Below are 26480 nucleotides of genomic sequence, written 5' to 3'. Positions count from 1 at the left end.
AGCCGCCTCCTTTATCTATAATAACGGTTCTGGTTTTGTGTCATTCCCTAGAAAATCTGTCTCATTCCACACCTTCAATTGATATGGGAGCAATTTGCATGGTTCCCCGGTCTCCACGATAGTCAAGCTGCTGTTGAATAAACCGCCCATTTCCCGCAACTGGCTCAATTCTTTTCCTGTCATCCACTGGATAGCTGCGGTCAAAGAGGCACCATGCCCCACAAATAAAAGCGGGCCTTCTGTATGTTGCGAAACAGCATCGGCTACGACTGTCTCTATCCGAGTGATCGCTGATTCGATCGGTTCTCCGTTGAAAGGCGTTGGATCGTACCGATCCAAGTGATTCCGCAAATTAGGGAGATTTTCCGGATATTTTTGATACATTTCGTCGATCGACTGACCTTCCAGCGTACCCAGACCTAATTCTCTTAATTTATCAGTATAGATGATCTCAACAGGATGAGCCAATACGCGATTGATCCCTTCTGCTGTATCTCGAGCGCGTTTTGCTGTACTAGAATAGATGGCTTTAAAAGGGACATATTTCACTTTTTGCCCAAATGCTTTGATTTCTTCGTAACTTTGAGGCAAAAGCGCGGAGTCGCCATTGCTTCCCTGAAAACGCCGTTCGAGGTTCCATTCTGTTTTTCCGTGTCTTGTAAAATATAGCTCCATATGCAGCAAACCCTCTCACTATCTTCTTGTTTTCGTTCATTTTTATTCTTTAGTCTAGCTTATCATGTTCATAGTGATGTGTTAACTCTAAATTAGGAAAACCTTGCTGGCGCAATGCTTCATAAACGATCATTGCGGCAGTGTTCGAGAGATTCAATGAACGGACATGTTCATCGTTCATCGGGATACGCAAACATTTTTCTTCATTTTCCCGCATGAAAGCTTCAGGTAAACCAGTCGTTTCTTTTCCGAATAAAAAGAAATGATCTTCGCCGTCAGCAAAATTCTCATCACTATATACTTTGTGCGCAAATTTAGAGATCAGATGGAGCTTGCGATCCCCTAAAAAAGTTAAAAAGGCTGCTAAATCACTATGATAAGTAATATTTACATCATTCCAGTAATCCAGTCCAGCCCGTTTCAGATGTTTGTCATCGGTCGAAAAACCCAAGGGCTCGATCAAATGCAGCGGCGTGTTCGTTGCTGCGCATGTTCTGGCGATATTCCCAGTGTTTGCAGGGATCAATGGTTCAAATAAAACGATGTGGTTCATCAGGATCATTCCTTTCATAAGTGGTATCCGTTTTGATTTCTTTTGATTAGTTGATTTTTGCATAAAAAAAAACGTATCAACTCGGTGTCAGTCACTGCGAGTCGTTACGTTAGTAAAGCTCTTTTCACTAACTTTTATCAGAACAGGAACCTGATAAAAACCAATGAAAAAACAACTTGTCGTTACTATAACACCCTACAATTCTTTTTGCAACCGATACTCTAGAAAAAACTCACTGCAACCGTTTTCTCTTATTTCCTTTTAATAATTCTATGTCAATTGTAATTTTTTTCAAAGGTTCCTTGTACAACTGCGCTTTGATCGGTTCTTCGACTTGCCATTCAAGCGGAGACATCGCTAAGAGATCCTGACGATTTTGTTCCGGGATGACGAATTCGTAAGTGACACGGCGACGTTTCGTCAGTTCCATGGATTCCGCAAACTTGGCTACGACTCGTTCATTGGAATAGTGCTGTTTTTCAGGACGATCCGGGTAAAAAGCCTGACGCAGTTCTTTTAGATAATTTTCTTGCGGAACGATTTTCAGTACTTCCCCATCATCTGACAGCACCCGCTGGAATTCTTGGTAATGTGATGGCGAGAAAATATTTAAAATCGTCGTGAACTGCTGATCACCAAATGGAAGATTCGTCAAATCTGCTACACACCAGAAAGCATTGACTGCTTGATCTGTTGCTGCATATACGCCTTCTTTCGAGATATCGAATCCAACCGCTTTTTCCAATGTCTGCAATTGCGCAAGTTCATTCAAAAAACTGCCTTCCCCACAGCCAACATCGAGGACAGAAGCTTGCTTTGGCAAATATTCCGCGAGAAGCTCTATGACCGGCTGATACATCCCTGACTGGATCATTCGCCTTCTAGGTGCGAACATCGTCTGATCATATTCCGTCTTGACCGCATGGGAAAGAAAATAAAGTGTTCCTTTCTTTGACAAATCAAAACGATGATTGTTCTGACAAACCAGACCATTTGCTGTTGCATTAACTCCTTCTTGACATATCGGGCAGCGAAACATCTGATTATTTTCTGTTAAAAATCGGCGACCCCGATCTATTTTCTTTTGCATAAATCCCCCTCATTTCTGTTTTATCTTACCGTTAGATGAATGCTTTGGCAACCAAAAAAAGTATGTTACAATTCCTTGTAAGAGTCGAATATGTAAAGGAGCAATCACATGATTAGAGAATTTTGCGCAGAAAATTATACATCGGTCCCTTTAGCAATCGCTAGAGGCGCCAACCGCATCGAGTTATGCGACAATCTGGCAGTAGGCGGTACAACACCAAGTACTGGCGTAATCGAAGAGGCATTGAGCTATGCCAGCGAGAAAGAAGTCCCTGTGATGACAATCATCCGTCCACGAGGCGGCGATTTCGTCTATAACGATATCGAACTGAAAATCATGCATACGGATCTGATCGAAGCAAAGAAACTCGGGACAGATGGCGTAGTGATCGGCTGTCTCACACCTTCAGGCTGGCTAGATGAAGAAGCCCTTGAATTATTGATCGAAACAGCAGAAGGACTGCAGATCACCTTCCATATGGCATTTGACAGCATTCCGAAAGAACGGCAATTCGAAGCGATCGACTGGTTAGCAGAACATGGCGTTGATCGTATTTTGACCCATGGTGGTGTAGCAGGAACACCTATCGAAGAAAACCTTGCTCACCTGAAAGAATTGATTGCTTATGCAGCTAATCGTTTGATCATTTTACCCGGTGGCGGGGTAAATGTGATGAATGCTGAAAAAATCGCAGCAGAACTGAAAGTAAGCGAAGTGCATGGAACGAAAATCGTCGATCTGAATTCGTAACTTTCCACAAAAAAACATTTGCAGAAGCTAAGTACTTAACTACTTAGCTTCTGCAAATGTTTTTATTTTTCTACATAAAATATCCCATGAACAACGAAGCGATATTGAAATAGATCAGCACACTGGTCAAATCGCTAAGGGTCGTGATGAACGGACCACTGGCAACTGCCGGATCAAAACCCAATCGATCCATCAGCATAGGGATCAAGCTTCCCGCCAGATTCGCTACTGTGATCGCAAAGAGCATCGCCATGCCGATCACGAAACCCAAAATAAAATTGTGTTTCCAAAAGCCGACGATCAAAAAGATCGTAAATCCTGTCACTGCCCCAGTCACGACTCCAGTCAGCACTTCTGCTAAAACCAGTCGGACAAATCCATGGTCCTTCTCATCAGATATAGCCAAACGGCGTACCGCCACAGCCAGCGACTGTGTCCCGGCATTTCCGGCTGTACCTGTGATCAGAGAAATAAAGACAGCTAGAATACTCGCTTCACTGACAAGATCCTCATAATGACTGATCAATGATGCAGTAGACATCCCTAAAAACAGCAAAGTGATCAGCCATGGAAGACGACGTGAAGCTGCCTTGACGGGATTCTCATTGATTTCTTCTACGTTGACCCCCGCCAAACCAGAATAGTCGCTGGCGGCTTCATCATCGATGACATCGATGATATCATCGACAGTCACGATCCCCAGCAAATGGTCATCATAATCTGTCACAGGGAGTGCTAAGAAATCATAGTCACGAAAAGTCTGGGCTACATCTTCTTGATCATCGCCGACATGGACTGAAAGCACCCGTTCACTCATTAAATCTGCGATCATCGCGTCATCGTCGTTTACGATCAGATCACGCAAAGAAATAACGCCGACAAGCTGATCTTCTTGATTCACAACGTAAATGTAGTAAATCGTTTCAGCTACATCCGCTTCATTTTTCAACACATACATCGCTGATCGAACAGTTTGATTCGCTACGATCGAGACAAATTCTGTCGTCATGATCGCCCCGGCTGTTTCATCTTCATAATGCAGCAGCTCTTTGATCTCGCTGGCATCGTCTGCTCCCATCAAACTCAGATACTTCGCGATTTGTTTTTTATCCAAAGTATTCAGTAAATCGACCGCGTTGTCGGTATACATCTCAGCAAGCATATCTGCCGCATAGCTTGGACGCATCTCATCCAAGTATTCTTTCATATGCTCATTGTCTTCTTCAATGACATCGAACATATCCGCTAATTCTTTTGGAGACAGATACGCATAGATCAGTTGCCGGTTTTCTTCTGTAAGGGATTGGTAGAATTGCCCCTGTTCATAAATATGCATCTCCAAGAAGCTGCTTCTGAATTGTTGTATGTTATTCTCTCTCAAATCCTGAGATAACTGGGCAAATCTCTCCTCTAAATCTTGATTTTCATCCAAATCAATCTCACCTCACCTTAATCTTCAAACCGTTTGACCACTGCCTCCATATCTTGTGCTAAAGGCTGTTTAAATTCTAATAATTCTTGAGTAAAAGGATGATAAAAACGCAGATCATAACAATGAAGCGCTTGTCTTTCAATCCCCATATCCATACGTCCGCCATACATATCATCTCCCAAAAGCGCACACCCGATTTCCGAGAAATGCACTCTGATCTGATGTGTCCTTCCAGTATGAAGCTGGATGTCGACTAGAGCAACCTCTGAGAATATCTGGTCCAGCCAGTACTCTGTTTGCGCGTGTCGGCCTTCAGCCGATACTTTGCGTTTCAATAGCGATGTGTAGTCTCGAGCTATCGGCAGATCAATCAATCCATGCGTTTGCAAGCCATCAAGCTTCCCGCTGATCAATGCCTGATACTTTTTGACGAACTTTTTTTCACGAAGCTGCGTATCCAGCTTGGCATGGGCGAATCCGTGCTTGGCAAACAGCATCAAGCCAGATGTATCCCGATCTAATCTTGTCACGATATGGATCACCTGGTTCTCATACCCTTGCCTTTTGTAATAAGCTTTGACTCGATTTGCCATCGTGTTGTTGGGATGATACTGCGCGGGAATCGAAGAGATCCCGGCTGGTTTGTTTACTACTAAGACATGCTCATCTTCATAAATGATATCGATAGGCGTTTCATCCAAAAGTACGGTTTCATGTTCTCCTTCTGCAGGAATCACAATGGTTACCTTATCATTCTCTGACAGAGAAAACAAGACATTTTCGACCCGTTCATTGACTTTGATTTCGCCGCCTTGAAATTTTATTTTTGCCAGTAAGCCTTTGGAAATTCCCTTTTCCTTCAAAAAGTATTTTACTTGCTGCGGATGATCTTTTTCATAAATCCATTCAAACTTCATATTACCCCTCACCAATAAAGGCATCTTTCACTCGATGCCAGAAATGCATATGCCGATAAGACGCAAAATGGATACGTTCTTCGGCGATCCGATAATAGATCGAACGGATATTGGCTTTTGCGACATCCAACTGGTCGACTGTTACAAGATAATCCTCTGTATTTTCTAATTTGATTTCAAGCCATTCATCATGAGCGATCACGATAGGAGAACCTAACGTACGGAAGACGCGATTATTCAAAGAAGCGATCTCCGCCAGCTGAAAGGCGTTGATGCTTGGATGCAACACTGCACCGCCCACACTTTTATTATAAGCAGTTGATCCTGTGGGGGTCGAAATAGCGAGTCCATCTCCTCGGAAACTTTCGAACAGCTCGTTTTTGATATAGACATCTGCCACCATCGTGCGGTTTGCCCGCTTGATCGTAGATTCATTCAGCGCAACGAAATGCTGGTCCGGTTTCTCATCCAGATAACTGATGCGAACGTCCAGTAGCGGATAACTGACACTTTGTTCCCGATTCGTTTGGAGACTATCGACCAATTCATTCAATTCATAATCGCGCCAGTCCGTATAAAAACCCAAGTGTCCGGTATGCACGCCTAAAAACCGGACGTCATTCAGGCGATGGCTGAAACGATGAAACGCAGACAATAGCGTTCCATCTCCTCCGACTGAGATGACTAATTCCGGATCACGCTCATCGATCATGATCTGAGCTTGCGCCAAAAGTTTTTTCAATCGTTCAGTTACTTCCAGTGTTTTTTCTTCGTTGTTATGAACGATCGCTACCTTCATCCTTTGTCTCCTCTCCTAAATCTTCTTTATTCAAGAGCGTCCGGTAATAAACGTCATCTGATTTTCCTCTCCCGTGAGAAAACAGACGTTGTGCCTCTTGGATCTCTTCACGGATGCTAGACATTTCTTCATCCAGCTGATAAGCAGCTTCTGCGGCACGCTGCAGCCGTTCACTCATTTCTTCCGGAAATACTCCTTGGTACTTGTAGTTCAGCGAATGCTCGATCGTTGCCCAAAAGTTCATGGCAAGTGTCCGGATCTGGATTTCTGCCAAGATTTTTTTCTCACCGCTGATAAGCTGTACAGGGTACTCGATCACTAAATGATATGAACGATAGCCGCTTGCTTTTTTATTGGTAATATAATCTCGTTCTTGGAGGACCTTCATATCTTTTCGTTTCCGGATGATCTCAACGACCTGATGGATATCCTCAACGAACTGGCACATGATCCTCAAGCCAGCAATATCGGACATCTCTTCCTCTAACCGGCTCATAGGAATATGGCGCAGCTGAGATTTTGTCACGATACTGTCCACAGGTTTCACTCGTCCGGTGACAAACTCAATAGGGACATGCCGGTTCTGTTCCCGGAATTGTTTTCGGATGCCCCGTAATTTTACCTTCAATTCTGATACTGTTTGCTCATATGGTGCTAAAAATTCTTCCCAGTCTCGTTCCATAGCTGATACCTCTACTTCGTTAACATTCTTTTTTATTCTACCATATAAATGAAGTTTTTTTACACCCTCCGACTCTTTGCGTTGACCAAAAAAGAAAAAGAAGGCAAAATAAAGGAAAAGGGGACGATCGAATGTCACAAATGCTCGAAATCGAATTTAAAACGATGTTGACTGAAAAAGAATACCATCAGCTGCTGGAATATTACCAGCTCACACCAGAAAATTTCCATATCCAAACCAATATCTATTTCGATACACCTGAGGAAGAATTAAAGAAAAAAAATAGCGGATTACGTGTCCGTCTATTAGACGATCACGCGGAGTACACACTGAAAACACCTGCTGAAGACGGACGTCTCGAAACGACTGATACACTAGATAAAAAACACGCAGCAGATTTGATCGAAAAGAATGAACTTCCTCGTGAAGGAGTCGTTTCAAAAAAACTCGAAGAATTATCTGTCGATCCGTCCCAACTGATCAAAACGGGAGAATTAGTCACGAAACGTGCAGAATTTCACATCGACGAAGGTCTATTAGCGATCGATCAGAGCTGGGGACAGCAATTGAATGACTTTGAATTAGAATTGGAAGTCAAAGACGCAAGTAATGGAAAAGAAGCATTTGAACAGCTTTTGAAACGTTTTTCCCTTCCTTATCGTCCTGCAAAAAACAAAATCCAGCGTATGTTGGAAGCTAAAAATTAAAATTCTTTCATTTTCACAAGGCACTTGAGTTCATTTTTTCGTATTTTTCTGTTAAGTTATAGGTTGTGAATGAAACGGTTCACTAGTTGTATAGAATCTATTTTGGGGGAGATTCATATGATCGAAATCTATTTATTTGTCAATCCTTTAGGGGAATACTGTTTTAAACTGGAGCAACAGCTATTACAATTCATCGAAGAAGAGTACGGAACGCTATCGAAAGAAAAAATGCAGTTTCGCTTTCTTCCTTTGGTCAATTTGCAGACAATTGGGGATGTCATGCAACGTGAAGGAATTGCTCAAAGCAATCTTGAAGAACGAAACAAACTATTCTCAACGACTTATTCTGCCGCATTAGATTGCAAGGCTGCTCATTTCCAGGGAAAGAAAAAAGGACGACGTTTTTTGGTTAAACTGCAAGAAGCGGTCGGCTGTAAAGGCATACCTTATTCTGAAGCACTTGCCGAATCGATTTTTGAAGAAGTCGGCGGTGACTTGAAGATGTTCAGAGAAGATCGGCAATCTGATTTTGTCAAAGAAGTATTCTTCGCTGATCAAAAAATCGCTCGAGAAATGGGTATCACCAAGCATCCATCTGCAGTTGTTTATAATTATGCCTGCGAACGTGATTTCGGTGTCCTTGTAGAAGGATCACAGACGGTTCGACGAATCAAAGAACTATGCAAAACAGATGAATCCTATCAAGTATTTGATGGAGAGCATTTACATACAAATGATCCTAAACTTGATTCAGGAAACAACCATTTATATTTGCTGTCCAATTAAAGAAAGAGGTTGTGAACCTACCGTTTAACTCCGAAGCACAAGGAACAATTTCAAAAAACAGTTTCTCATGTTTGATGAATATTGTGACTTGTGCCCGAGGAATTGGTAGGAAAACACGATTTATTCGGAAAAAGGAGGAGTGACAAGACGTTTGTCATTCCTCCTTTTTTTCGTATAAACGGTATTCTAATTCACGACTTTCTCTTACAAACTATCCACTAGCTCTTCCAGTTCATTCAGTCGTTTTTCGAACATCGACATCGCGTCTTCAATATACGCTGCTTGCGTCATGTCGACGCCTGCTTTTTTCATCACTTCTACTGGATAATCACTGCTTCCGGATTTCAGATACGTCAAATAATTTTCCAACGCATGTGGTTCTTTGTTCCAGATTTTCTTCGCTAACGCAGAAGCTGCAGAAAAGCCTGTAGAATATTGATAGACATAATAGTTGTAATAAAAATGCGGGATGCGTGACCATTCATAGCTGATCTCAGGATCTTCTTCCACAGCTGGACCATAGTATTTCGCATTTAGTTTCCCATAATTTTCATTTAGATATTCACTCGTCAAAGGTACGCCCTTTTCATCTTCTGTGTGCATGAAATGTTCAAATTCAGCAAATTGGGTTTGTCGGAAAATCGTTCCTTTGAAGCCATCCAAGTAGTGGTTCAATACATAAGCACGGACTTTTGGATCTTTTTCAGTTTCCAGCAAGTATTCGGTCAGAATGTTTTCATTCGTCGTCGAAGCAATCTCTGCTAAAAAGATCGAATAATCACCATAGACATAAGGCTGGTTCGACCGCGTGAAGTAGCTGTGGACACTGTGTCCCATTTCATGGACTAACGTAAATAGCTGATCAAGTGTGTCATGCCAGTTCAACAAGATATACGGGTTGGTGTCATAGCTTCCTGATGAATAAGCGCCGCTTCGTTTCCCTTTATTTTCTACCACGTCGATCCAGCGTTCAGCAAATGCTTTCTTGACCACTTCCATATACTCTCCGCCCATTGGTTCCAGCGCTTTCAAAGCTTTTTCTTTGGCTTCTTCATACGTGAATTTGATTGGTGCCTCGCCCATCACTGGTGTATACAGATCATACATATGCAATTCTTCGACGCCTAACAGCCGTTTCCGTAATTTCATGTATCGATGGAGCAATGGCAAGTGTTTATTCACTACATCTACTAAGGTATCATAGACACTTTCTGGAATATGGTTGCTGCTCAACGCCGCTTCTCTTGCAGAATGATATTTGCGGATCTTCGCTTTGTAATTGTGACCTTTGACGTGTGTACTCAAGGTAGAAGCGAAGGTATTGCGAAATTGTTCATAAACGCTGTACAGCCCTTTAAAGGCAGCTTCTCGCACATTTCGATCGGTGCTTTCTAGCAATTGTCCGTAGACACCATGTGAAAGTTGGATTTTCTTTCCATCTTCGCCAGTGATCGTCGGGAAAACCAGATCAGCATTGTTCAATACTGCAAAAATATCGCTGGAAGCGCCAAAGATCTCTCCCGCACCTGCAAGCAGTGATTCTTGTTCTGCAGATAAAATATGCGCGCGGTTATCCACCATTTGCTGTACGTAATGACGATAGACTTCCAATTTTGGTTCTTGTTCGAAATACTGCCAGATTTGTTCATCTGAAAGCTGAAGGACTTCCGGTTCATACCACGATACTGCTTCACTTGCTTTTGAAAGCAAGCTCCCAGCTCTCGCATAAAGAGCCTGATAAGTTGTATTCCCCGTGTCTTGATCGTTTTTAAGGTGTGAATAGACGTAGATCAACTCTACTTTCCGGTAGACACCCAAAACAAACTCAAGTGCTTCTAAAAATTCGGACGCGCCTTCAGCAAGGGTCCCTTTGTATTTATCAGATTTTTTCAATTCTTCTGATAATTCTTGATACTTCTCATCGAACTCCTGATCACTTGAAAAGATTTTGGTTAGATCCCAAGTCAATGTTTCAGGCAGCTCTTCTCTTAATGGTAATTGGGTCGTTTCACTCATTCAATCCACTCCTTCTTTTGATCGTTCCGTTTCTATTCTCCTGACTGCAACCAAGAGTTCTAACAGGACAGCCGCTTGGTAAACCGTTCTGGTTCTCAGTTCCACCGTTGGCTGCTCCTGTTAATTTTAGCATAACTCCTAATTGTTTAACACCGAAAAAATTTCCAGATTGCCACAGCTCCTATTTGGATTCCATAGGCTCATCCATTGTATAAACGACAACATTCATCAAAAAAAGCAGAAAAAATCACCTGCTCTTCGATCATCGGAAATGACCATTCTTCTTTGTATCGCTTTACTTCTTGCTGCCATCGAGCAAAATGCAGAGATCGTGTTCCTTCTCTCGTCTTTTCGAACAGCAGTCGGTAAAAAAAGACAGATTCTCTGAAATAAAAGAAGAATCGGCTCTCTTGGTAGATCCAGCTGGATAAATAGAGAAGATGATTTCCTTGAAGATAGCATTGTCCCTGTACCTGTAAGACACGTTTTTGCTTTCGGTATAATTGCTGCTGCAGCCATGCCTTCAGGTTTCTTTTTTTAGATAAGAAAACTTCTTCGTAACTATCGATATTTCCACTCAAGATGTTTTTTAGTCCACTGCTGAAAAACGACCATGATGTACATCGGAAATCAAGTCTGCCAGTCACGGTTTCTTCCACATGGTGGATCAGCCTCAGCTGCTTCGTCTTAGCATCTGCTTGCCAAAAATGAAGACCTCTTTTTTCATTATAAGAGCAAAAGCTTTTCTCTATTTGACGCAGCTGGTTCTGCTGAAAAAAAGCCGTGCCCAATATCCACCAGTCGAGATAGTTGTTCGCTGAATAATTCTGTGTCCTTTCCAAGAATCTAAGATACGGCAGATCAGAACATTGAATTTCCAAGACAAGTCGGCCACTCAGAAGATCTGGTCTTTGACGCAATCCCGGTAAATAGGCTTCTAAGGCAGCAGACATTCCTGAGGCCATCAGCCATTCATAAAAAACTCCTTTCAAGTACAAATGCTCTTGTGACTCTGCTTCACTGAAAGTGGTGCAGTTTGCTTGTTTTCCGTGTGAAAAGTGTGCTCGTTTCTTTTTTCCCTTCTTCAGCCATACATTTTCTTGGCAAGCTGGACAGATATATTTTCTGTTTTTCTCTGCTTTTTGCGCAAAACAATGTACGCCTTGTTCATCTATTGCAATCAGCATTTTCTCCCCTCCATAATCAATTACGCTAGAATGATGGAAAATGATGAAACAAAGCTAAAAAAGAAGGAAAAATGTGGCTATCGGAGTTCTTTAAGGGAAGAATCATGCAAAAAAAGAGGTTGTGACAGAAGTGATCAGCTTCAAGAAATAGGAAAGAAGCTGCGACAAGTCTTTTGTCACAGCTCCCTTCTCTTCTTATACAAAATAAAACCTTGTCCGCTCGATCGCATTTCGCTCCATTAGACACTGTCCATATTCATTCAGGCTCTCAGGCGTACGATCGCTTTTCTCAGCAAATTCCAGAATTCGGGCAATTTGATTTTCGACATCTTGCTGATTGAGATTCTCCATCCAAAAATGAACGACTAGATAGTAACGACCTTCTAACAAATACAAGTCTGACCAAGCAGATTCCAATTCGACGTCACTCGCTAATTGGATCATCTGTTCAAAATTTTCAAAAGCAAAAATTGCTTGATGTTCTTTTTCTTCAAACAGAGTGTCAGAAACCTCGTCTTCTGCATCTGTTTCATTGCTGATGATCTGCTGACGGAGAAATTCACTCACATCGTCCGAATCCACAGTTGCATCATCTGTCTGGGTCATTTCCTCATCAGGCAAGTTCTTACTGATAAAGAGCTCTAAGCCATCTCCCTTTGGCAAAACTTGGAAAGTGACAGCTTCGCTTCCTCGGAACTCCTCTTCGATATCCACTTCTTCCAGAATACTGTAAAAGAAATTCTCGATCTCTTTATGATTACCTAGTAAATCTAAAAATGAGACACCGCGTTCTTCTAAATCTTCATGACCGATCAGTACACGTATCGTATTCTCATTGATATGTTCCATTTCCATTTTGCTACACCTCACTTTGCCGCAACGATCAATATAAATTCATTGTAGCGAAATAAGAGTAAATGTAAAGAAAAAAAATCGTCGATGAAGCGAAACCAACACATTTCCACTATAGGTTTCGCTAAGTGTGCCGCCAATCGGCAGAACAGGTAATAACTTGAATCAACCACCGTCAAAAGCAAAAAATGATTATTTGAAATAACTCCTATTCCCATCCTTTTGGCGAGTTCATGTACATTCCATCAGAGGATCGATTTCTTCATTTTCTCCTATGTAAACAAAAAACCCAGAAAAACTATTAAAAAGCAGTTTTTCTGAGTTTCAACTTTTCTTCTATAGTCCAGCCATCAATTGTGCCTGGCGTAATTCTAACTGACGAACATCACGTGGTAAGAATCGACGGATTTCATCTTCATTGAACCCGACTTGCAGACGTTTGTCATCGATCATGATCGGACGACGTAGCAATCCAGGATTATTCTGAACAAGTTCCAGCAGTTCTTGTAAAGGCAGATCATCTAAATCCATGTTCAATTTCTGGAAAACTTTCGAACGTGTGGAAATGATTTCTTCTGTTCCATCTTCTGTCATTTGCAAAATTGCTTTTAACTCTGAACTATTCAACGGTTCTGAAAAAATGTTGCGTTCAACAAATGGTATTTGATGTTCTTGCAACCACGCACGAGCCTTTCTGCAGGAAGTACAACTTGGGGAAGTATATAGTGTTAACAACGTGCACCACTCCTTTTCGTGATAATCATCACATTTTTGTAACAGAAGATCATTATAATCTCCTATCTGTTCCTATTATACATAATCAACTTTTAAATAGCTAGCTTTTTTCATAATTTTTTTAAAAAAAATGAAAGTTATCTAAGGTTTATATTCCGTAAAAACAGCATTCTAGCTATATTCCAAAATATAAAATTAGAGTTTTCAAATCTAATTCAAATTTTAGCACGTAATTAAACAGCATAAAAAACTGTACTATTATTTAACCTGAAAAAACAAATGAAACCGGATTCTTAAGAATTTTTATGTTTTTTATTTCCTTATATACAAAATATGAGCGGTATTGCAACAGCCTTTCCACCATAGTATAACGCTTATTCTATCTGTACTAAGAATCTAAATATGCCAAACAATGATTGTTAAACGAAAATGATTTTAAAAAAAAATCTAAAATAACGTTATTTTATATTTTTTTAGTTATATTCACTCTGTATTAAAAAAACAGATGGTTTGCAAAATACCGAGATATTGCATTAAAAATACCATTTGCGTTCTCTCTTATGATGATTAATTTGTTCATCAAACTTTGGTATTCACATCATTTTTAGTGAAAAAAACTGAAAGTGACAATCCTTATTCTGACAAGGAATCAGAAATATAGTAAGAAAAACCTTTATTTATCAGCGTTTCTAAGTGTTTTTTTCTGATACAATAGTCAAGGATTTGTGAAAAAACCAATGAAAACCGAAAGGCGTGTAAAATTTTGATTAAATCAGTTGTGTTTGATGTTGATGATACCATGTATGATCAGCAACAACCATTTCGTAATGCGGTAAAACGAGTCGTACCGCTTGTTTCAGATGAAGATATGCATCCTCTTTATATCCGTTTCCGCCATCATAGCGACGAGAATTTCCCTAAAGTCATGGCTGGCAGCTGGACTTTGGAATATATGAGAGCACATCGGATCAGCCAATCCTTAAAAGATCTGGACTATCCGCATATCACAGAAGAAGAAGGGCTTCGTTTCCAAGAGGTCTACGAAGAAGAACTCGATAATATCTGTCTTCATGAAGAAGTGAAGAAAACATTGGATTACCTAAAAGAAAAACAAGTTTCATTAGGGATTATCACAAACGGTCCTACTGATCACCAAACAAAAAAACTAAACCAGCTCCAATTGGCCAACTGGATACCTGTCGAACACATGCTTGTCTCTCAAGCGACCGGCTTCCAGAAACCGGAAAAAGAGATTTTCCAGCTAGCTGAAAAAGCATTCAATATGCACCCTTCTGAAACACTTTATGTAGGCGATAACTACGACAATGACGTCTTAGGCGCCAAAAGTGCAGATTGGAACGCATTATGGTTCAATCACCGCGAGCGCAGGATCGAAGGAACCTCCATCTGTGACATCGAGATCACTTCGTTCGACCAGCTATTAGAAACGATGCAGGCTATTTTTGCGTAGTCTCACTCGAAGCAACTAGAAAAAGCATGAAATTTGAAGTATACATAACAGTTAGATGTCAGATACTCAAGTTCCATGCTTTTTTATTATTCTTCCAATTCACCCACACTCAGAATCAGTCGAATATCTTCTTCGGTCAATTTCGTCAACTGTTCTTCATTTCCCTGGATGACTTTTTGGAACAATTCGCGTTTTTCCTGCTGCAAGGAATTCATCCGCTCTTCAATCGTTCCTTCTGCGATCATACGCCATACTTCTACTACGTTCTTTTGCCCGATCCGATGCGCACGTCCAGCTGCTTGCTCTTCGATCGCCGGATTCCACCACAGATCATATAAAATAACGGTGTCAGCACCTGTCAGGTTCAAACCTGTACCTCCTGCTTTCAATGAGATCAGGAAAACATCTCTTTCTCCATCATTGAACGCATCTACCATAGTCAAGCGATCTTGTGGTTTCGTACTTCCTCTTAAATAGAAGGTACTCAGACCTAATTCTGCCAGTTCTTCTTGTAAGATCGTCAGCATCCCTGTGAATTGAGAAAACAAGAGGACTCGCCGATTGTTTTCTTTTGCGGCAACCAAGAGATCCTTCACCTGCTCCAGTTTTCCAGAACCACCTTGGTAATCATCGATAAACAAGCGAGGATCACAGCAGATTTGTCTCAACCGCGTCAATCCAGCTAAGATCCCGATCCGATTCTTTTTGAAGGCTTCAGAATCCATAGAAGAGATTTCTTCGCGCATTTGACGTAAATAAGCCAGATAGACTGTTTTCTGCTCTTCTGTCAAAGCAGAATAAAGATTCATCTCTGTTTTTTCCGGTAAATCTTTCAGTACCGTTTGTTTGTCGCGACGCAAGACGAATGGACGGATCATTTGCGCGATCTCTTCGGTTGAGAGTTCTCTGAATCGTGTCCGGTTAGGAAAGAACCCTGGCATGATCGTTGCAAACAGCGACCACAGCTCTTCAAGATTGTTCTCGATCGGTGTTCCACTCAAAGCAAAGCGCTGCGGGATACTTAGCTCACGGAGTGCCTGTGCTGTTTTTGTGCTGCTGTTTTTCACCATCTGCGCTTCATCAAGGATCAGATACTCAAGGGCTTGCTGCTGATAATCAGCCAGATCTTGTCTCAGACTGGCGTATGAAGTCACTCGGATATCCGCTTCTCGAGAGAGCAGTTCTTCACGCTCTTTTTTGTTTCCGTTGATGACCTGGATACTTAAAGAAGGTGCGAATTTCTTCACTTCTGCCTGCCAGTTGTAGATCAGACTAGCCGGTGCCACGATCAATGCTGAGAGGTTTCCCTTTTCTTCTTTTTCCGATAACAAGAATGCGATCGTCTGCAAGGTCTTTCCTAAGCCCATCTCATCTGCTAAGATACCGCCGAATTGATAATGTCCTAGCATCTTCAGCCATTGGAACCCCTGTTTCTGGTAGTCCCGCAAATCAGCATGCAGTCCTGTTGGTAATTCTGCCTGATAGCTTTCCGGATGGATCAGATCCTGGACCATTTTGTTGAATGAGTCACTGAATGTCGCTTTACTTCCCGCTAATTTGTCTTGAATGATCAATCCCTGGTTTTTAGGAACATGGATAGTCCCTGAATCAGAATGGAGTGATTCACGAAATTGCTGCAGGATTTGGCTCGTCTGCTGGAATTCTTCGGAATCAAAAGACAGGACTTGACCGTTTTCCAAAGTATAAAAGGCATCATTTCTCAACAGACTGCGCAATACTTGGTCGATTTCCTGTTCCTCGATCCCTGTGACATCGAATCGGATATCTAGCCAAGAACCGGTTTCTGCTACTTCCAATTGCGGCTGGTGTTTCTGAGCATCCAAATAGAGTTCACGCAGTTTCTTGCCGATACGCACTTCACCAAACTGACGGAACACGGATAATTCTGTACGGAAAAATGCATATAACTCCTCGCCGCTTGGCAGGTCCCGTTCATAGCCAGTCTCATTTTTCTGATAGCGATACATCCGGAATAACTCAAGGACTCGTTTTTCTTGTGCTTTGTCTCTCAGGACTTCAGAAGAATTTTCCGGTATGATCTCATGTCTGCTATCTGTCGAATAAGTGACCTCGCCATACACAAAATTGATGCGTGCTTGTATCTTCCCTTTTGATTTCCGAAAAAAGAAGACGAACTCGACAGGGACATCGGATACTTCTGCATTCACTTCATCGTCAATGGACACTTCACCAATCTCTGACAATAAAGGAACGATCTCTTTGAATAAAGATGACAATTCCGCTTTATCAAATGATACTTCCGGCGCTTCAAACCTGCGCATCAGCTGTTTCCAAGTCAGATAGACAGCTTGTTGGTGTTTCGTCATGTGATAGAAGGTGCCATGGATCATCCCCCACTGATAATGCGTCAGAAACAGCTCGAAGTCATTCGTTGCTTGGAGAAGATAGCGGTCTGCTTGTTTCGTTATCTCGAATAGCAACGGCTTCTCTTTTTCCGAAAACTGGATTCCCTGATATGTTTGCTCGTTTATATGGACTTGAAGACGAGTAGTCTGATTCATTTGACTAAGTAACGTTTGAGCCTGTTCGACTGGAAGCAGCAGATATCGTTTATCTAATTTTCCTTTTACCTGCAGGCCGTTTGCACCTAATAGGAGCTGAGTCTGTGCACAGCCGGCCAGATTCATCAAGATCTCCTGATCCTCACTCTGGAACGCCCGTCTGTCTAGACGGAACTGGTATTGCTTATTCACTGTGTAGACTTCATTTTCCGTATAGGCTTGTAAGAATTCAACGATATTTTTGACGATGTAGGTTTTTTTCGGTGTTTCCAAATAGCCGATCCGAAAATAGACAGCCAGAATCGACAGCTCCGGATGGTAATGATTCGTCTCGATCGTCTCTACCTGATATTCGATGACCAAAGGCTGGATCGCTTGCGGCGAACTTTGGACTTGCAGTCGGGAAAAACCTTTCGTCAAAATTTCGCCTTCACTGCTTTTTTTCACTGGTTCTAGCGCAGGCTGATCATTTTTCATGATCCTCGAAACATTTTTTGAGCGCAGATACAGTTCAACTGCGACTGTGTGTTTACAATAATGATGTTCTTCCCAATACGGACACTGACAAAAATCCACTTCTTTTGCTGTCCCGTCTAAATCGACCATGTATAACTCGCTACCCAAGACTTCTGCATGCCACACTTTTTCTTCTTGGTCAGGGACAACCGATAACACTCGGCCTTCTTGCAAGTATTTGCGCCCGCGTGCGATGACTTTTTCTGGAATACTCCATTTCATAGTTATCAATCTCCCTTTTTATCCAAGATGATAGCGCACTTTGCTTTGTCCGCTACCTTCTGTCTCAATTCTTATTTGTTGTAAAATACGTTCTTTCAGTTCTCTTACATGACTGATGATACCGATCATTCTACCTTCATTTTCGATGGTTTCCAATGCTTCCATGGCCATTTCCAGTGCTTCTTCATCCAAAGAGCCAAAGCCTTCATCGATGAATAAAGCTTCAATCGTCACACCGCCTGTTTGTGTTTGGATCACTTCTGCCAAAGCTAGAGCCAGCGAAAGAGCCGCAATAAAACTTTCTCCACCTGACAAGGTATGCGCGCTTCGCGTCATTCCGGCCTCATCATCATAAACATTGATCTCCAACCCTGTTTTTCCACGATAGCTCCCGACCGTCTCTGCCAATTCAAATTGATACCGATTTTTCGTCAGGCGCTGCAGATGCTCATTGGCGACTTGTAACACTTCCTGGAGATAAACTTGTAAGACATATCGTTCCAAGCTTGTTTTCCGAGGGTTTTCTCCATTGATTGTTTGCGAGAGCTGCTGCATCTGTATCAATTCATCTAACTGCTGCTGGCTAGCTTGATAGATCGCTGCAAATTCCTGATAGATCTTTTGGTTGCTTTCTTTTTGTTCTTGCAGTTTATATACTCTTTCCTGCTGTAAGTTGACTTCTTCTCTGATCATATCCAGCTGACTACTCAATTGTTCCATATCCTGTGTTTCTTCTTCGAAATGCACATTTTCTAATTGACTCAACCGAGTAGCAGTGACTAAAGCATCTTCGTGATAACGAGCAACTGCTTTTACTGCTTCTTCATAATACGCTTGCTGCTGGCCAAACGTGCAGATCTCCTCTTGTGTCGAAAAACGAGTCTGACTACTTAGCTGTTCTTCGATTTTCTGCTGTTCTTTTTGTATTTTCACCGCAGCTTTTTCTTGCTGTAGATGAATCGATTGCAGTTGGGCTTCTAGGACTTGTACTTGTTGGTTGAGCTCTGTTCCTGCGGCTGTTTCGTTTGCCAGCTGTCTGGTTTTCACTTCTACCTGCTGTGCCAGCTGTTGTGCTTCTTCTTCCAATGAATCAGCCTGCTGGTCATTCAGTTGGCGATTCAACCCTTGGATCTCTCCTTGTGCACGTTGCAGCTGTTCATTGATTTCTGCCAGTTGTTTTTCCTGATTACTCAATGTCAGCTCAATCTCAGCGATCTCTTGGGTGATACTCAGATGTTGTGTTTCAGCTTCTGCAAATTCGCGTATACGCTCGTCCAGCGACTCTTCGATTTTCGTAAAAGAGACCGTCAGATCGTCCGCTGCTGCAAACAAGAATTCCTCGTTGATTTTCGTTTTCAATTTCTGCTGATAGCGATCTGCTTCTACTTGAAGATCTTTCATATGTTCCTTCAGCGTAAGAAGCTGCTGTTGGAGTTTTGCTTCGTCTGCTTCTTTTCTTCCAAGTTCTTGAGAAGTTCGTTCAACCGCTGTTTCAGCCTCAGCCAATTGCTGCTCTACTGCCGTTATTTCTTCCTGATTTGGCTGTTCATGGATTTTTTGAACATTGGGATGTTCGACTGAACCACATACCGGACAAGGCTCTCCAGGAACTAAAAGGAGCGTGAGACGTGCGATCTGCTGTTTTGCCCATTGGCTTTTCAGCTGTACGACTTGTTGTTTCTGTTCTATCAACAATCGTCTGCTGTTGGCTATTTTCTTACTGGTTTTTTCCAGCTGATCATTGCATTGGTTCCTTTCACTAGCCGCTTTTTCCTGCTGTTTCTGGATCTCTTTCCAACTTTTTTGTACCTGCTGCAGTTTTTCATAGGCAAAACGATCTTTTTGCAGCTGCTCTTTTCCTGATAATACTTGTTCGATATGTCCCAGTTTTTTCTGCCAATTTGTCAAGCTCTGACGGAGTTGTTGCCTTGTTTCCTGTTTTTCTGCTTGCTGTGTTTCCAGATGGCGGATCGTTTCTTGCTTCTTCTGCCATTCTTTTGCGATTGGGATCAAGGTCTGCTTCATTTGTAACGCTTCACTGAGTTGTTTGACAGTTGATTGCTGAGCCAGTCTTTCTGGTTCTTTCTTCTGCCATTCTCTATAGGCAAGGAGGAGCTGTGCGAGTTGTCTCGAATATTCTTCGTGACTTTGGCTCAATTCTTCTTGTTCTTTTTCGTATTCCTTCTTACGTGTGATCGGCTCAATCAACTTCTGTGTAAATTCATAATACCCAATCCAGCGTTTCTTTTCCTCTATTTCGCTTTTCTGATCGGCTAATTCTTGCTGTTTTTGTAAAAGCTTTGTTTTTTCTTCTTGTTGTTTTTGAAGTGATTCAAAGCGGTAATACGCGATTTCAAGCTGTTTTTGCGCCGATTGCTGTTTCTTTAGCGATTGCTTTTCTTCTTCGATCTGCTTTTCGATCGTCAGCTGTTCGTTTTCCCATTGAGCTAGTACAGCATCAAACCCTAGATCATCATCCGCAGAAGCCTCATCGTCAAGGAAAACAAACCGTTTTTGAAGTGAGTATAATGCCTGTTCCAGATGATCCAGTTTCTTTTGCTGATTCTTCGATTTTTCTTTCAGCCGTTCATTGAACTGCTGGAAGAAATGCGTCCCGAAAAGATTTCGTAGAACGATCTCTTTATCACTACTTGAAGAAACGAGGAAATTTCGGAATTCTCCTTGCGGTAGCAAGACGATTTGCGAAAACTGCTTGGCATCGAGATTCATCATTTCTCTAATCAGTTGATCTGCTTCACTTCGTTTCGTGAATTGTTTGAGTTCTTTTCCTTTTTCATCAAAGATCGTCAGTGTTACCTTGGCTGCCTGTTTCCTGTTGCCTTCGCCTTTTCGCTTCGCTAACAGCTGTTCCGGTTTTCGTTCGACTTCATAATTCATTTTTTGATGCTCAAAAGAAAAGATCACACTCGTTTCTTCTTCCGGCGTAGCAAAGAGCGAGCGCATTTCTTTTCCAGAACGCAGTTTGCCAGATGTTTCACCGAACAGCGCATAAGTCATCCCGTCAAAAATCGTGGTTTTTCCAGCGCCTGTCTTCCCGCTGATCAAAAAAAGCGGTGCTTCGGTCAAACGTGAAAAATCAATGGTCTCATCGATAAATGGGCCAAAGTTTTTAAGTCGTAATTTTTTTGGTTTCATGATTGATCATTCCATTTCCGTGAGTTCTTGCAATGTTTCTCCAAGCCATCTTTGCTGATTCTCGGTCAGTTGTTCTTGCGTCATCTCAGTGAAGAAGACTTCTGCTAATTTTTTCGGATCTTTCATTTCGATCGTTTTCTGTCTTTTTTTCGTCAATTTCTGTCGCCCATTTGCCCGCTCAACACCGAGTATCCGAGGATAGATTTTTCGAAGCTGATTCATCATGTTCGGGATGATCGTTCGATCCGTCAAGTAGATCTGGAGATAATTTTCCCGATCCAGTGTTTGATAGAACATCGGATCAAGTAGCTCCTTGAAACTTGCTGTCACTTCTTCGATCTCATGGACAGGTGTTAGTTCACGAAATCCTAAAGATAGCTCATCTTCCAGATCCACGATCCACACGCCTTTTTTCTGATGGATCTCTGAAAGTGAAAATTTCAATGGTGAGCCACTGTAACGTGCGTTTTCCTGTTTCAATGCGGCTTGATTGTGTAAATGACCTAATGCCACGTAATCAAACGGCTCCAGGAGATCTCCTGGGACGGCATCCAACCCGCCAACTTCGATCTTTGTTTCTGAGTCTGATTTCACACTTCCTGAGACAAAAAAATGGCTGACCAGTACTTGTTTTTTCTTCGGATCAAACGTTTCCTGCATTTTTGTAACGACTCGTTCCATCGCTTGCTGGATGGTTCGGATCGTGTCATCTTCAAAATAGATTCTAGCTGCGATCGGTTCAAAATAAGGAAGGAGATAGAACTGGATCCCTTTGAATTCCACGGGTTCAAATGCTTCCGCAAAACGAGTACGCAAAAAATAATTGGAGTGGCAGAACCACGGCGTACCTGCTGAAAGCCGGATACTGCTGTCATGATTGCCGGATATGGCAAAAATCGGGAATCGTTCATCCAAGTTCCACTTGATCATCAGCTGATTGAACAACTCGATCGCATCTACTGACGGAACACTGCGATCGTAAAGGTCTCCTGCTATGACGATCGCATCTACTCGTTCTTCCTTTGCAATCTCTAAAATATCAGAAAGTACCTGTTCGTGGTCTTTGATCAAATCATAGCCTTGTAATTTTTTTCCGATATGCCAATCGGCTGTATGTAAAAAGCGCATCTACTCACCTCAAAAATGTCTTTCTAATTATTATAACACTTTGAGTAGCTACATGACACCTGTGATCATTTTTACTTTTTAAGAACACAAACAAAGAAACGAGAGCGGACATCTTCATCCTCCCTCGTCTGGTCTTCCAATAACAAAAAACAACTGTGTTTTCTTGCTTCTCTTTTTTATTGTTTTTTCTTTACTTCATATTTGAAATTCGGATCTACTTCTTTGTCTAATCGATCAAATGCAGCTTGTGTGCGGCGTTCGATTTCTGCTAATCCTTCTTTATCCGTTTTCTTGATATCCGACAGATCGATCGGTTCCCCGAATCGGACAGTGACTCTTTTTCGCTTGAACAGATCCCCAAGTGTCAGTGGCCCTTGGTAAACAGCAGGAACGACTTTCGCTTTAGACATCCTGGAAATCAGTGCCATTCCGCCTTTTAGCTCGGTTGCGTGTCTGGTCCCGCTTGGAAACATGATCAAACTTAAATTGCTGGATTTCAAAATCTTGACGGGTGTTTTGATGACACTTGGCCCCGGATTATCTCTTTTGACAGGAAAAGCATTCGAGTGCGTCAAAATAAATCGCAGAATCGGATTTTTGAACAGCTCTTCTTTTGCCATGAAGCTGAATTCTTTAGGTGACGCAGCTACAGCTAGATATAAGGGGTCCCACCACGTACGATGTGGCGCAACCAGTATGTAATTCTCATCTTGCGGTAATACTTCTTTATTTTCATAGTGGGCATTTCCGTTGACTAAAGCTAACAAGAAACGGACGATCCCTCGCATTATTCGATAAAACATAGTCTCTTCCTTTCTTCCTTATGATATAGTATGCCTAAAAAATTCTCGCTTGACAAGTCACCTTGGTTCTTTTTAATAAAAATAGTATAATACAACCGACTAGTTTTTTCATTTTGGAGGGAGTACATGCTTCACGAAGACGAACGAATCGATCAATTATACGCAGAAGATATCAAAATCATTCAAAGCGCTCAAGTATTTTCTTTTTCATTAGATGCTGTGTTACTCGCTCATTTTGCCCGCGTGCCGAAAAAAGGACAGATTGTGGATCTTTGTGCCGGTAATGGTGCGGTAGGTCTTTTCCTAAGCAAACGAACACGTGCAGCGATCGATGCGATCGAGCTGCAGCCACGCTTGGCAGACATGGCTAGACGCAGTGTTTCGCTCAATCAACTGGATGATCAGATGACCGTCCACACGCTTGATCTGAAAGACAGTTTGTCCGTTGTCCGACATAATTCTTGTGATCTAGTCGTATGCAATCCCCCTTACTTCAAAGGATTGCCGACTAGCAAAAAAAATCCGAATGAACACTTGGCAATCGCCCGACATGAAATCCATACGACCTTAGAACAAGTGATCGATATTTCCGCAAAACTTCTGAAAACGAATGGCCGTTTCGCCATGGTCCACCGTCCGGACCGTTTCTTGGAGATCCTCACTGTCATGCAGGCTTGTCATATCATGCCAAAACGTGTGCAATTTGTTTATCCGAAAGAAGGAAAAGAGGCAAATATTTTGCTGATCGAAGGAATCAAAGAAGGAAAAACCGATGGCTTCAAAATCGCACCGCCACTTCTTACTTACGATAAAAATGGCGAGTACACGCCAGAGGTCCGAGAGATGCTCTATGGCAAATGAACATTACTTTTATGTCTTACATTGCAAGGATCAGACGTTTTACGGCGGTTATACGACAGACCTAGCTAGACGACTAGCAGAACATAACAGTGGCACCGGTGCTAAATACACTCGTCTTCAAAAAAGACGTCCCGTTGAAATGATCCATGCTGAAGTCTTTTCGACGAGAAGTGAGGCCACCAAAGCAGAGTCAGCCTTCAAGAAGCTGACACGCGTTCAAAAAGAGCGCTATTTAAACACGCATCCAACTTGTCCACTACCAGAGAATTGATTTGTTTTTTCTCTATATCGGCGAACAAAAAAAGATTCAGACAAACCAGTAACAGTGTTTGTCTGAATCTTTTTGACTTTTCGTCAACTTGCCTAGATAGATTCTTCTCATGGTTCGATCGAAATCCATCATCCATTGAACGAAGAAGCCAATCTTTTTACTACGAGTTTTATTGTTCTGAGCCACTCATTTCATCATTTGCAGCGTTACTCGTCGTTGTTTTGACCGTTTGCTTGTTGCTAGAACTTCCACCTAATAGTGCTTCACTCACTAAATGAACGTAATGAGTCATTCCTTCTGGATTCGGATGTACCTGATCATCGTAGAACCACTCACTATGACCGTTGCTGTAGCTATACCAGTCGATCAGTGTCATGTTATCGTATTTCTTCGCCATTTGCTCAAGCATCGCATTGACGTCATTTTGCCAGCGTTTTGTCGGAACGCGGACATTGACCCAGTACACTTTTCGATCGCCGATTGCATCCATTACGCTATCAAATTGATCTTCTGAGAACGAACCATTCGTTCCAAGCCCGATCAGCACGGTATCTTTCAGTAGTTTTTGTTTTTTCAAGTCTTCGATATAAGGGACACTTGCGTATAATTGCCGCCCAACGTCTCCATCTACAACTACTTTTGGATAAAGTTCCTGTAGATCAGTTGCTGCGTCCAGCATCACAGAGTCACCAAAAGCTGTTAACTCCAGTTTCTGTGCTTTGTTTCCTTGTGCCTTCGTCAAATCATATTTGTCAAGGATCGTTTGATCGACGGTACTTGTCACGTTCTCTGAATTTTTTTTGCTTTCTTCTGCCAGTTTCTTGCTTTGTGCGATTTTTTCTTGCAACTGCTTCTGGTCTGCAGTCACTGCATTTTTAGGTGCCGTGACAAAACCGACTAAAGCAACGACTGTAATCAGCGTACCAGGGATGACCCATGGTTTTTGTCTGCTGACAATCGGCTTTTGGAACCAGCTCTTGATTGTCTTAAATGTCTGGCTGTAGTCAAAACGAGCAAGCGGACGTTCGATATAGCGGTAAGAAAGCTCGCTGATGATCAGGATCAAAGAGATCTCAATGATCGTATGGAGCAAGACATGGTCTGCGATATCGGATACTTTCGCTTCGTAAAAAATCATTACGGGGAATTGATATAAATAGATCCCGTAGCTTCGTTTACCGATCCAAGTGAAGACCGGATTTGTCAGCCAACGATTCAAACTAGCGCCAGGATGAGCTGTAACAGCTACTAAGACGACGCAGAATAGACTGACAAGAAGCATTCCGCCGTAGTAAACAAAGCTGTAATGATCATCTAGCAAAAAGAAACTGAGGATCAAAGCGGCTAAGGAAACCAGTCCAGCGCTATTCAACACCCGCTTCGCCTGCTTCGGAATATTTTCCTTCAATCGCGTACTTGGCCAGACAAACGCAAGAGCGCTTCCCATCCATATCGAAAACAAGCGTGTATCCGTCCCATAGTAAATTCTGGTCGGATCTCCACCTGGCGTATACATGATCATCATCAAAACAGCAGAAGCCATCGCTGTCCCCAGAACTGTGTAGAAAATCCACTTGCGTTTACGGACAAAAACCATCAGTAAAACAAACAGCGGCGGCCAAATCAAATAATTCTGTCCTTCGACCGCTAAGGACCATATATGTGTGAACGGCGATTCGTTGGCAAATCGATCAAAATAAGATAACCCGTTATTGATCTGCCACCAGTTGTTGACATAAAGCAGACTACTGACAACGACGCCTCGAAGATTATTCAATAACCCTCGTTGGAACAATGTGATGTATGCAGAAGCAGTGACTAGAAGAAACACCAGCCCCGGATAAAGTCTTTTCATCCGTCGAACATAAAATTGCCAAATATTGATCTTTCCATTTTGTTCCCATTCCTGTCGAAGCAGGTCAGTGATCAGATAACCTGACACCACGAAAAAAATCGGAACGCCCAAATAGCCGCCTTTCATACTGGTTGGCAAAAGATGGTATAAGATCACACCAACTACGGCTAAAGAACGAATACCATCAAATCCGGTGATGTAGCGGCTTTTTTTCAACCTTTTTTGTTTTTCCATTCAATATTCCAACTTTTCATAAACTTTTTTCATTCGTAATATACGAGTATTAAGTGAAAATAGCAAGTAAAACTTTGTCATTTCTTTACTACTTTTTTCTATCATCCCATAATTTTTAAAAAATGAACATATTTTTTCTTAACTTTAAGAAATTTTCAAATTTAGATACGGTAATTTCTGTTGACAGAGACACTTTGATAGAAAAAAGCTGCAGACAAACAAATGTCTGTCTACAGCGA

At 42.0% G+C, this 26480-nt stretch carries 23 protein-coding genes; 6 read left to right on the top strand and 17 right to left on the bottom strand.

Annotated features, from left to right (window positions below; translation table 11 throughout):
• Positions 1 to 15: 15 nt before the first annotated feature.
• The 3 genes from G7Y42_RS07175 to G7Y42_RS07165 all read right to left on the bottom strand — a co-directional run bounded on the left by G7Y42_RS07175 (position 16) and on the right by G7Y42_RS07165 (position 2318).
• A complete protein-coding gene (locus G7Y42_RS07175; RefSeq protein ID WP_165005389.1) occupies positions 16 to 675 on the bottom strand; it encodes a histidine phosphatase family protein in 660 nt (219 codons plus the stop codon).
• Positions 676 to 724: 49 nt separating this feature from the next.
• Entirely contained in the window at positions 725 to 1228 is a 504-nt protein-coding gene (gene trmL / locus G7Y42_RS07170; RefSeq protein WP_165005441.1) for a tRNA (uridine(34)/cytosine(34)/5-carboxymethylaminomethyluridine(34)-2'-O)-methyltransferase TrmL, read from the bottom strand.
• Between the two features lie 232 nt (positions 1229 to 1460).
• Positions 1461 to 2318 carry a methyltransferase domain-containing protein gene (locus G7Y42_RS07165; protein WP_165005390.1) on the bottom strand — a complete coding sequence of 286 codons (858 nt, stop codon included), beginning with the start codon at positions 2316 to 2318 and terminating at the stop codon, positions 1461 to 1463.
• A gap of 108 nt (positions 2319 to 2426) precedes the next feature.
• On the opposite strand from G7Y42_RS07165, the gene G7Y42_RS07160 reads away from it, so the two are divergent.
• Complete coding sequence (locus tag G7Y42_RS07160) at positions 2427 to 3068, top strand: copper homeostasis protein CutC (RefSeq protein WP_165005391.1); 642 nt, start codon at positions 2427 to 2429, stop codon at positions 3066 to 3068.
• A gap of 70 nt (positions 3069 to 3138) precedes the next feature.
• Here the strand turns inward: G7Y42_RS07160 and mgtE are convergent, their stop codons facing one another.
• The 4 genes from mgtE to G7Y42_RS07140 are packed head-to-tail and all read right to left on the bottom strand — an operon-like array spanning position 3139 to position 6898.
• Entirely contained in the window at positions 3139 to 4500 is a 1362-nt protein-coding gene (gene mgtE / locus G7Y42_RS07155; RefSeq protein ID WP_165005392.1) for a magnesium transporter, read from the bottom strand.
• Positions 4501 to 4517: 17 nt separating this feature from the next.
• On the bottom strand, positions 4518 to 5417 hold the full coding sequence (locus G7Y42_RS07150; RefSeq protein WP_165005393.1) for an RluA family pseudouridine synthase: 900 nt from the start codon (positions 5415 to 5417) through the stop codon (positions 4518 to 4520).
• 1 nt (position 5418) lies between these two features.
• Positions 5419 to 6216: an NAD kinase gene (locus G7Y42_RS07145; protein WP_165005394.1), complete on the bottom strand. Its 798-nt coding sequence runs from the start codon at positions 6214 to 6216 to the stop codon at positions 5419 to 5421.
• Positions 6194 to 6898 (bottom strand): GTP pyrophosphokinase family protein, encoded by a 705-nt coding sequence (locus G7Y42_RS07140; protein WP_165005395.1) that lies wholly within the window; start codon positions 6896 to 6898, stop codon positions 6194 to 6196. Before G7Y42_RS07140 ends, G7Y42_RS07145 begins: the two co-directional genes overlap by 23 nt.
• Before the next feature lie 131 nt (positions 6899 to 7029).
• Between G7Y42_RS07140 and G7Y42_RS07135 the strand changes: the two genes are divergently transcribed.
• Positions 7030 to 7605, top strand: coding sequence for a CYTH domain-containing protein (locus tag G7Y42_RS07135; RefSeq protein WP_165005396.1), 576 nt, complete (start codon positions 7030 to 7032; stop codon positions 7603 to 7605).
• Between the two features lie 117 nt (positions 7606 to 7722).
• Positions 7723 to 8391 (top strand): ClpXP adapter SpxH family protein, encoded by a 669-nt coding sequence (locus G7Y42_RS07130; RefSeq protein ID WP_165005397.1) that lies wholly within the window; start codon positions 7723 to 7725, stop codon positions 8389 to 8391.
• 204 nt (positions 8392 to 8595) lie between these two features.
• Here the strand turns inward: G7Y42_RS07130 and pepF are convergent, their stop codons facing one another.
• The 5 genes from pepF to spxA form a co-directional block, all read right to left on the bottom strand.
• Positions 8596 to 10407, bottom strand: a complete 1812-nt coding sequence (pepF, locus tag G7Y42_RS07125) for an oligoendopeptidase F (protein WP_165005398.1) — start codon at positions 10405 to 10407, stop codon at positions 8596 to 8598.
• A complete protein-coding gene (locus tag G7Y42_RS07120) occupies positions 10400 to 10540 on the bottom strand; it encodes a hypothetical protein (RefSeq protein ID WP_165005399.1) in 141 nt (46 codons plus the stop codon). Before G7Y42_RS07120 ends, pepF begins: the two co-directional genes overlap by 8 nt.
• A gap of 67 nt (positions 10541 to 10607) precedes the next feature.
• Positions 10608 to 11594 carry a competence protein CoiA family protein gene (locus tag G7Y42_RS07115; protein ID WP_165005400.1) on the bottom strand — a complete coding sequence of 329 codons (987 nt, stop codon included), beginning with the start codon at positions 11592 to 11594 and terminating at the stop codon, positions 10608 to 10610.
• 195 nt (positions 11595 to 11789) lie between these two features.
• Positions 11790 to 12449, bottom strand: coding sequence for an adaptor protein MecA (locus tag G7Y42_RS07110; protein WP_165005401.1), 660 nt, complete (start codon positions 12447 to 12449; stop codon positions 11790 to 11792).
• A 333-nt stretch (positions 12450 to 12782) separates the two neighbouring features.
• A complete protein-coding gene (spxA, locus tag G7Y42_RS07105) occupies positions 12783 to 13181 on the bottom strand; it encodes a transcriptional regulator SpxA (protein WP_002296384.1) in 399 nt (132 codons plus the stop codon).
• A 763-nt stretch (positions 13182 to 13944) separates the two neighbouring features.
• Between spxA and G7Y42_RS07100 the strand changes: the two genes are divergently transcribed.
• Positions 13945 to 14652 carry an HAD family hydrolase gene (locus G7Y42_RS07100; RefSeq protein ID WP_165005402.1) on the top strand — a complete coding sequence of 236 codons (708 nt, stop codon included), beginning with the start codon at positions 13945 to 13947 and terminating at the stop codon, positions 14650 to 14652.
• Between the two features lie 86 nt (positions 14653 to 14738).
• On the opposite strand, the gene G7Y42_RS07095 is transcribed toward G7Y42_RS07100, so the two are convergent.
• The 4 genes from G7Y42_RS07095 to G7Y42_RS07080 form a co-directional block, all read right to left on the bottom strand.
• Positions 14739 to 17933 (bottom strand): DEAD/DEAH box helicase, encoded by a 3195-nt coding sequence (locus tag G7Y42_RS07095; RefSeq protein ID WP_165005403.1) that lies wholly within the window; start codon positions 17931 to 17933, stop codon positions 14739 to 14741.
• A gap of 18 nt (positions 17934 to 17951) precedes the next feature.
• Positions 17952 to 21089, bottom strand: a complete 3138-nt coding sequence (locus G7Y42_RS07090; RefSeq protein WP_165005404.1) for an SMC family ATPase — start codon at positions 21087 to 21089, stop codon at positions 17952 to 17954.
• 6 nt (positions 21090 to 21095) lie between these two features.
• Positions 21096 to 22217, bottom strand: coding sequence for an exonuclease SbcCD subunit D (locus tag G7Y42_RS07085; protein WP_165005405.1), 1122 nt, complete (start codon positions 22215 to 22217; stop codon positions 21096 to 21098).
• Positions 22218 to 22393: 176 nt separating this feature from the next.
• Complete coding sequence (locus G7Y42_RS07080) at positions 22394 to 23020, bottom strand: 1-acyl-sn-glycerol-3-phosphate acyltransferase (RefSeq protein WP_165005406.1); 627 nt, start codon at positions 23018 to 23020, stop codon at positions 22394 to 22396.
• Positions 23021 to 23146: 126 nt separating this feature from the next.
• Here G7Y42_RS07080 and G7Y42_RS07075 point away from each other — a divergent pair, with 126 nt between their 5' ends.
• The gene (locus G7Y42_RS07075; protein ID WP_165005407.1) at positions 23147 to 23881 is read left to right on the top strand and encodes a tRNA1(Val) (adenine(37)-N6)-methyltransferase; all 735 of its coding nucleotides are present in this window, start codon (positions 23147 to 23149) and stop codon (positions 23879 to 23881) included.
• Positions 23871 to 24152 (top strand): GIY-YIG nuclease family protein, encoded by a 282-nt coding sequence (locus tag G7Y42_RS07070; protein WP_165005408.1) that lies wholly within the window; start codon positions 23871 to 23873, stop codon positions 24150 to 24152. Before G7Y42_RS07075 ends, G7Y42_RS07070 begins: the two co-directional genes overlap by 11 nt.
• A 169-nt stretch (positions 24153 to 24321) precedes the next feature.
• Here G7Y42_RS07070 and G7Y42_RS07065 read toward each other — a convergent pair whose 3' ends face one another.
• A complete protein-coding gene (locus G7Y42_RS07065; RefSeq protein ID WP_165005409.1) occupies positions 24322 to 26241 on the bottom strand; it encodes an acyltransferase family protein in 1920 nt (639 codons plus the stop codon).
• Positions 26242 to 26480: the final 239 nt, after the last annotated feature.

It is taken from the genome of Enterococcus sp. ZJ1622, assembly GCF_011038845.1.
Taxonomy (GTDB): Bacteria; Bacillota; Bacilli; order Lactobacillales; family Enterococcaceae; genus Enterococcus_B.
The sequence above is the reverse complement of the archived record's forward strand: the minus strand, read 5'-3'. Positions and strand labels throughout refer to the sequence as shown.

Coding starts and splice junctions, on each gene's coding strand:
- G7Y42_RS07175 (WP_165005389.1), bottom strand. CDS start 675: ATGGAGCTATATTTTACAAGACACGGAAAAACAGAATGGAACCTCGAA.
- trmL (WP_165005441.1), bottom strand. CDS start 1,228: ATGAACCACATCGTTTTATTTGAACCATTGATCCCTGCAAACACTGGG.
- G7Y42_RS07165 (WP_165005390.1), bottom strand. CDS start 2,318: ATGCAAAAGAAAATAGATCGGGGTCGCCGATTTTTAACAGAAAATAAT.
- G7Y42_RS07160 (WP_165005391.1), top strand. CDS start 2,427: ATGATTAGAGAATTTTGCGCAGAAAATTATACATCGGTCCCTTTAGCA.
- G7Y42_RS07150 (WP_165005393.1), bottom strand. CDS start 5,417: ATGAAGTTTGAATGGATTTATGAAAAAGATCATCCGCAGCAAGTAAAA.
- G7Y42_RS07145 (WP_165005394.1), bottom strand. CDS start 6,216: ATGAAGGTAGCGATCGTTCATAACAACGAAGAAAAAACACTGGAAGTA.
- G7Y42_RS07140 (WP_165005395.1), bottom strand. CDS start 6,898: ATGGAACGAGACTGGGAAGAATTTTTAGCACCATATGAGCAAACAGTA.
- G7Y42_RS07135 (WP_165005396.1), top strand. CDS start 7,030: ATGTCACAAATGCTCGAAATCGAATTTAAAACGATGTTGACTGAAAAA.
- G7Y42_RS07130 (WP_165005397.1), top strand. CDS start 7,723: ATGATCGAAATCTATTTATTTGTCAATCCTTTAGGGGAATACTGTTTT.
- pepF (WP_165005398.1), bottom strand. CDS start 10,407: ATGAGTGAAACGACCCAATTACCATTAAGAGAAGAGCTGCCTGAAACA.
- G7Y42_RS07120 (WP_165005399.1), bottom strand. CDS start 10,540: ATGCTAAAATTAACAGGAGCAGCCAACGGTGGAACTGAGAACCAGAAC.
- G7Y42_RS07115 (WP_165005400.1), bottom strand. CDS start 11,594: ATGCTGATTGCAATAGATGAACAAGGCGTACATTGTTTTGCGCAAAAA.
- G7Y42_RS07110 (WP_165005401.1), bottom strand. CDS start 12,449: ATGGAAATGGAACATATCAATGAGAATACGATACGTGTACTGATCGGT.
- G7Y42_RS07095 (WP_165005403.1), bottom strand. CDS start 17,933: ATGAAATGGAGTATTCCAGAAAAAGTCATCGCACGCGGGCGCAAATAC.
- G7Y42_RS07090 (WP_165005404.1), bottom strand. CDS start 21,089: ATGAAACCAAAAAAATTACGACTTAAAAACTTTGGCCCATTTATCGAT.
- G7Y42_RS07085 (WP_165005405.1), bottom strand. CDS start 22,217: ATGCGCTTTTTACATACAGCCGATTGGCATATCGGAAAAAAATTACAA.
- G7Y42_RS07080 (WP_165005406.1), bottom strand. CDS start 23,020: ATGTTTTATCGAATAATGCGAGGGATCGTCCGTTTCTTGTTAGCTTTA.
- G7Y42_RS07075 (WP_165005407.1), top strand. CDS start 23,147: ATGCTTCACGAAGACGAACGAATCGATCAATTATACGCAGAAGATATC.
- G7Y42_RS07070 (WP_165005408.1), top strand. CDS start 23,871: ATGGCAAATGAACATTACTTTTATGTCTTACATTGCAAGGATCAGACG.
- G7Y42_RS07065 (WP_165005409.1), bottom strand. CDS start 26,241: ATGGAAAAACAAAAAAGGTTGAAAAAAAGCCGCTACATCACCGGATTT.